The 6,403-nt window shown below is 62.6% G+C and carries 3 protein-coding genes; 1 reads left to right on the top strand and 2 read right to left on the bottom strand.

Translation table 11 applies throughout. The annotated features are described in order from the left end of the window. Positions 1-344: 344 nt before the first annotated feature. Both VLU25_18005 and VLU25_18000 read right to left on the bottom strand, forming a co-directional pair. A complete protein-coding gene (locus VLU25_18005) occupies positions 345-1,949 on the bottom strand; it encodes a GWxTD domain-containing protein (protein ID HSR69827.1) in 1,605 nt (534 codons plus the stop codon). Positions 1,950-2,001: 52 nt separating this feature from the next. Further along, complete coding sequence (locus VLU25_18000; protein ID HSR69826.1) at positions 2,002-4,650, bottom strand: PIG-L family deacetylase; 2,649 nt, start codon at positions 4,648-4,650, stop codon at positions 2,002-2,004. A gap of 340 nt (positions 4,651-4,990) precedes the next feature. Between VLU25_18000 and VLU25_17995 the strand changes: the two genes are divergently transcribed. Continuing rightward, positions 4,991-5,965 carry an alcohol dehydrogenase catalytic domain-containing protein gene (locus VLU25_17995; protein ID HSR69825.1) on the top strand — a complete coding sequence of 325 codons (975 nt, stop codon included), beginning with the start codon at positions 4,991-4,993 and terminating at the stop codon, positions 5,963-5,965. Positions 5,966-6,403 lie beyond the last annotated feature (438 nt).

Here is a 6,403-nt window from a genome sequence, read left to right as displayed (position 1 = left end):
CAAGCTCACCGCCCTTTTCAACCTCCCCGACAAGGACTACAAGCGCTTCATGAGCTTCCTGGCCCACCACGACTGCAAAGTCGACTTCCGCCCCTTCCGCAGCGCCGCCCGCGAATCAGCCGACTGAACGGTGTTCGCAAGCACTGATGTACTGACTCTTCGATGAACCGTACAGCCAGAGACAACGGCGAGCCGTACCGCATCCTCCTGCCCATCGCCGCAAGGATGCGCCTCCCACCAGGCCTGTTCCCCCTCGGGCTCTTGAGGCAGGTTGCTCTCGGGGCGGCGGGTGGCCCTTACCCAGACTCTTCCCGCCTGATCGAGGGACCGGCCGGGTGCCTTTGCTAAGAGTCGCTGACGCGGAAGGTGGCGGTTCGGGCTATGGTGGTTTGGCGGATGCGGTCGACGTACTCGACTTCGATCTGGTAGGCGCCGGGCTTCAGGCCGTTGAGCGGAAGACGCTTGATCAGCACCATGCGGTTGGGCGAGAAATACTGCACCGAATTGCCCGTCTCGTCGGTCTGCTGCAGTTGCGTCTTCCCGTCCTTGGTGATGCGGTAGCGGATCTCGAAGTCGGGCCTCAAGCTGCTCTGATCCACGCCCACATTGTGCAACTGGGTGTAGACGGCGAAATAGTCCTGAGGAGAAAAGGTGGCGTCCAGGCGGGGACGCACCAATACGTCTCCCAGCAGGAACATCTGCTCTTCCTGGTTCCCTTCCTGGGCCGGCACGATGAAGTCTGAAAGCACCAGCGAACTGGCCGACAGCGCATCTTCCTCAAAGCGCGGAGGCCTCAGGCCCATGGCCCGGACGCCGATTTTGCCGCTGTTGAGGTCCTTCAGCACCAGGTTGACCTTGTAGCGCTTGCGGGCGTCGAGGATGAGCAGTTTCTGGTAAAGAGAGCCGTTGCCGATCTGCCTGGCCGCCTGCTCGGCGCTCTGGAATGAGGCCACGATCTCGTCCTCGAACTCGGCGGCGATGCGGTTGTCGATGCCCGTCACCAGTCCGTAGAGGGCGATCTTGGCCCGGCTGGCGCCTTCCTCCTGCTGGGCCGAAAAAGCCAGATCGGCGTGATTGACCTGCACCGTCACCGGAACCAGGATCGAGTGGTCGTTGAGCCTGAAGTAATCGACCCGGCTCTGAAAGGGCAGGGCGTCGTAACTGGTGTCGACCCGCACCAACTGCTGCAGGTCGGTGTACTTGATTTCGGGCGTCCTCTGGGCGCCCACGAACCTCTCATAGCGCTGAAAAGAGCTGTCCTGCTCGCGGTAGTTCATGAGCGGGTAAGAGGCGTGAGGCGAAAAGTAGGGCCGCTGCAGGCGGGTGGCCAAACCCAGCAGTTCGGCCGCCGTGTGTCCCGCCGTGGGGACGTGCAGGAAGGCGTCTTTCTCTTCCGGTCCCAGCGCCAGGCGGTATTCGCCCGAGTTGGCCCGGTCCACGAATTCCAGCTCCACGTTGGTTCCCACACCGGGAATGTGCCGGTAGCGCCAAATCTCGAAGGGGTAAGTGGCGGTGGTTCCGCCGCCTTCGCTGAGAGGACGGTCGTAGGTCCCGCCCGAAGGATACTCCTGACGCTCGTCGGGCGGACCGTGCATGATGTAGACCTTGCCCCGGTCCGTCCGCCAGCCCGCAAAGCCGGCATGGAAGCGCTCGTTTGCGTAGGCTATGCGACGGTAGTGCTCCTGCTTGTACTCGTTGACCGAGCTGCGGGGATCAGGGTCGCGCCGGTACCAGAACTGCTCGATGAACTGGTCGCGTTCTTCGTCGGTGGTGAGGTTGGCGAAGACCTCGCGTTCCTCTTCACTGATGATGTAGACGACGTCTTCGCTGAGCCACTTCTTGTAGTAGTCGGTGGATTCTTCCTGGCGCTGGTCCTGGGCGGCGACTGGCAGCATGGCCGCCCAGGCCAGCGTCAGGGCGAAAAAGAAGGGTCCGAGTGTCGAGGCCACACACAACACCGCGGACCCTGCCCGGGAGACTCCTCCTGTACTGGGTTCCCCCCTAGTCACCCAGCGACAAGAGGTTTGCAAAAATGCGGAAGGCTCCCGGAACTCCGTAAGGCGATTGGCGATGGAAAGCATAAGCAAAATAAGTATAGTAGCCTTTCCCATATCGTGCGGTCACCCAGCCTCCTCGCTGGGGATCCTGCTGCCGGTCTTGGGTTTCGATCATGGCCGTGTAGGCATCGTCCCATTCGCTGAAAAACTTTGATCCCCGCTGCTCCACCCAGCCGTCGAAGTCGGCCAGGGTGATCTTGTTGGGCTTTTGGAAAGCGGGGTGATCGGGCGCCAGCATCCTGACCGGCGAGTCTTCTTCAGACACTTCCTCGGCCCGCCGGGGCAAGGTGGCCCTGTAGGCGGCCCAGCGTTCCGGCTTGAACTCCTGGGTGTTGTAAAGCACGATGAAGTTTCCGCCCTGCTCAGCATAGTCGAGCAGGCGCTGGTTGTAAGTGATGAGGTCCTCGCGCACGGCGTAGGCGCGGGTGCCCACCACGATGGCGTCGAAGCGCGACAGGTCGGCCGAGGCCAGATCGTCGCTTCCCAGCAGGCGGACGGAGGCGCCCAACTGCGAGATGCCTTCCGGCACCTCGTCGCCCACTCCCATCACGTAGCCCACTTGCAGGCCCGGTTCGATTTCCACGTCCACTCCGCGGACGGTGGCCACGGCGTCGCGGTAAATGTAGCGGGTCTCCAGGTCGCGGTGGCGGATGGTCTGGTAGCCCTGGGTGTATTCCTGCCCGCCCACCCGGGCCACCGCCTTGATTTCATAGTCTTGCGCCTGTACGCGCGGGATCTGCACCGCGAAGGTCAGGCTCTGGCGTTCTCCGGCCTGGCTGAATGTGAAGTCGCGGCTTTCAGGCTGCACGCTCCATCCGTCAGGGACCTGCAAAGAGAGGGTGCCCTGGGTGTCGCCCTCTTTGTTGTGGATCAGCTCGACGTCGACCTCGATGGCGGCGTTGCGCCGGGCCATGGGAACTACGCGCATTTGCGGTTCGACGTTGACGGCGATGGCCGGAGCCACCATCAGTTGGCGCTTGACCAAACCGTAGGGCAGGTTCGATTCCTCGGTCTGGACCACGCTGTCGATTTCCACCGCCACTCCGTCGACCGAGTAACGGGCATAGGCGGTCAGCGCCGGCGGACGGGCCGGCAGGTGGATGTATTGAGGATCGCGCAACTGGTAGCGCGACTCCTGGATCGAATCGCGGTAGAAGTAGCGGTTGTCGTAGTCCGCGTTCTGAGCCACCTGGACGCTGAAGTCGCGCCGCAGTCCGCGGTCGGGCCCCAGCATGGAGGCCATCTGGGTGGAGGAGGTGGAGTCGACCGTCCACCCCCGGGGAGCCCTCAATCCCACTTCGCGGGGCACGATGGACAGGCTGCTGCCGCTGGAGAGGGTGGTGATGACCTTGAAAGTCTGGCCTGCAACCACCAGTCCCATGGTGGGGGTGGAAGCCCAGGGGCTGTTGTCGATCTGGGCATCGCCGGGGATGGCCTGGGCGCTCAGCCCTACGTTGAGCGCCGTGTGGATGGCTTCCTGAAACTGCGTCTCCTTGACGCGCAGCATGAAGACGGCGTCGGGAAAATCTCCCACCAGCCCGATGGTCTCGCGCAGGGCCTTGAGTCCTCTGGCCAGAAAAGGCACCGTAGCCGAAGGATTGGCCACGCTGAAGGCCTGCATGGCGGCCTCCACGTTGTCTTCGACCTCGGCCAGCAGTCCGGGCACGCGGTCGGGAGGAGTCCCCTCGACGATGCTGAAGATGCCGGTGATGGAGGTGTCGATTCCGGCGAAGAAGTCGGTTTCGCGGTCGGCGGCGTCGACTTCGCTGTAGAGGCGCTCGTAGAACATGGGATATTCGCCCACCACCTCGCGCAGGCGTCCGCTGGTCTGGGAGCGCTGCAGGGCCAGGCCGTCGGAGGCGAACTGGCGGTAGCTTTTGCCCAGCCAGGGACTGTACTCTCCGGCGTTGATGCGGATGTTCCAGGAGCTGTTGATACGTCCGATGCCGCGGTAGAGCTTCAAAGGCTGCCAGGGACGCAGTCCCTCGCGGATCTGCTCGGGAAACATGTTGGGGTCGGCGGCGGCCCGGTAGGCTTCCTGCGAGATCACTCCCGCCGTCTGGTGGTTGCCGTGGCCGTCGCGCGGGCCGCCGTAAAAGCGCGAGATGATGACCAGGGGGCGGTTGATGCGGATGACCCGCACCACGTCGCGCAGGACGTTTTCGCGTCCCCACTTTTCGAGGGCCTCTTCCAGGCTCTTGGAGTAGCCGTAGTCGATAACGGTGCTGAAGTACTGGTCGTCGAGTCCGTAGTAGCGGTCCGACAGCAGCAGTTCCTCGGTGCGGATGATGCCCAGGCCGTCGAACAGTTCCGAGCCGATGGCGTTGGCTCCCGACTCGCCCCGGTTGAGGGTCAGCAGCGACATCCTCACTCCCTGTCCGCGGCTCAGGTAAGTGAGCACGCCTCCGTTCTCGTCGTCGGGATGGGCAGTGGTGTGCAGGGCGCTGGCGGTGGTGTTGAGCTTGAGCAGCCGCTGCCAAAGTCCGGCCGCGCCGCGGTCCCCTTCGAAGTTCCGATCATCCCCGGCCAGGGTCATCACCTTGTCCATGGGATCGGAGGATTGGGCGGCCGCCAGTCCGGCGCTCAAAGTCATCACCAAAAACGCTGTCATCGCGGACACAGAGAGCCTGCCCGTGGGTAGCTTGCACATTCGCACCATTTGTCGATACCTCTGAGAGTTTCCGTGAAGAGTTCGATCCATTCGATGGGCGTCAGTATAGTGCCTCGCGGCCTCGCTTGCAACCATTTTCTCCAGAAATTTCTAAGCGCTTCGTTCCAACAGGTGTTTTCTCTGAAACCTTGACTAGAAAAGCAATAGGTCCCGATGCTATACTCTGCCCGTAATAGCTCGATTGCGAAGCGCTTCAAGAGCTTATCATGGAGTTTTGCTCATGGCTCAAACGATGCTTTCTGCTGTTTTTGCTGGTGACGGTATGCTGGAGCTTCAAGAGCGTCCGCTGCCGGTTCTGGAGGCCGACGACCAAGTGCTGATCGAGGTGGAAGGCTGCGGCATCTGCGGCACCGACTTGCACATTCTCTCCACCCCTCCCGGACATCCGGCCACGCCCGGCGTCATCTTGGGGCACGAGTACCTGGGGCGGGTGGTTTCCGCCGGGGCCAAGGTGTCGACCCTGAAGGGGGGAGAGCGGGTGGCGGTAGCCCCCAACCTGACCTGCGGCAAGTGCCGCTACTGCAAGGCTGGATTGAGCAATCACTGTCAGGACTTCACCACTTTGGGCATTTTTAAGGACGGCGGAATGGCGCCCTACAATGTGGCCCCTGAGAGGGCCTGTCATCCGCTCAGCGACGAACTGCCTTTTCAGGAAGCGGTGTGGACGGAACTGCTCTCCTGCGTGGTCAACAGCATCGACGTGATCCGTCCCGCGCCGGGGGAGAAGGCCGTAGTCATCGGCGGGGGACCGGTGGGTGCGCTTCATGCCATGCTGCTGGCGGCGGCGGGCGCCCAAGTGCTGGTGTCCGACTTGGTTGAGGAACGGCTGGAGTTATTGCGGGAGATTGGTTTCGCCACCGTCAACGCCGCTCAGGAAGATCTTTCCGCCAAGGTGGGCGAGGCCTTCGACTGGGGTGCCGACGTGGTGGTCGACGCGGTGGGCAATCAACTGCCGACCAGCGTCGAGCTGGCCCGCGTGGGAGGCCGCATCTGTCTCTTCGGAATGAGCGAGAGGGCGCGTCCGGCGGTGCCGCAAAACGCCATCACGCGCAAGGAACTGACGGTGCTGGGCTGCTATGTGGGGGCTCATTCCTTTCCCCGCGCCATCGCCATACTCGAAAGCGGCGTCATCAAGCCTTCCCGCCTCATCTCGCGCCAGGTCGGCGTCCCCGAAATTCCCTCCACCATAGAGTCCCTCCGCCAAGGCCAGCTCATGAAAGCCGTCGTCAAGCACTAGCGCTGCCGGTCATAAATTCCGAGCCATGCTTTGCATCCTGACTTCATTCGGATTGATCTCGGTACCCAGGGTAGCGCCCTGGGCTGGCGAATTGCACCCCTTTCGGGGTTCTTTCGAACTTCGCATATCGCATCTCGAACTTGGCAGGACTGGCTCAAAACTTTTGCCTCGCTGCACTAGGGTTTTCGGAGCCCTGTTGAGCCTTGCCTGGGGCTGAAACGTTCAGCCTCGGTGTCAGGTCACCTCCATCGCCGCAAGGATGCGCCTTCCACCAGGCCTGTGTCCTATCGCTCCCGTGGGGCTGGTTGCTCCCTGAACCAGAGTCCTCCCACAACTAACTTCCGGAGTTGGCAGGTCCCGGGAAGAGTAGGGGGGAGTTTGGGAGAGGGCCACCCACCTCCCAGAGAGCGGCCCGCCTCAAAGGAGCGATGCGAGGCA

The organism is Acidobacteriota bacterium, assembly GCA_035471785.1.
Taxonomy (GTDB): Bacteria; Acidobacteriota; UBA6911; order RPQK01; family DATIPO01; genus JANQFM01.
Note: the sequence above shows the minus strand (reverse complement) of the source record. Positions and strands in the feature narration are given on the sequence as shown.

What these genes read in the sequence shown, in the direction of transcription:
- VLU25_18000 (HSR69826.1), bottom strand. Translation starts at nt 4,650, where the DNA reads ATGACTTTGAGCGCCGGACTGGCGGCCGCCCAATCCTCCGATCCCATG.
- VLU25_17995 (HSR69825.1), top strand. Translation starts at nt 4,991, where the DNA reads ATGCTGGAGCTTCAAGAGCGTCCGCTGCCGGTTCTGGAGGCCGACGAC.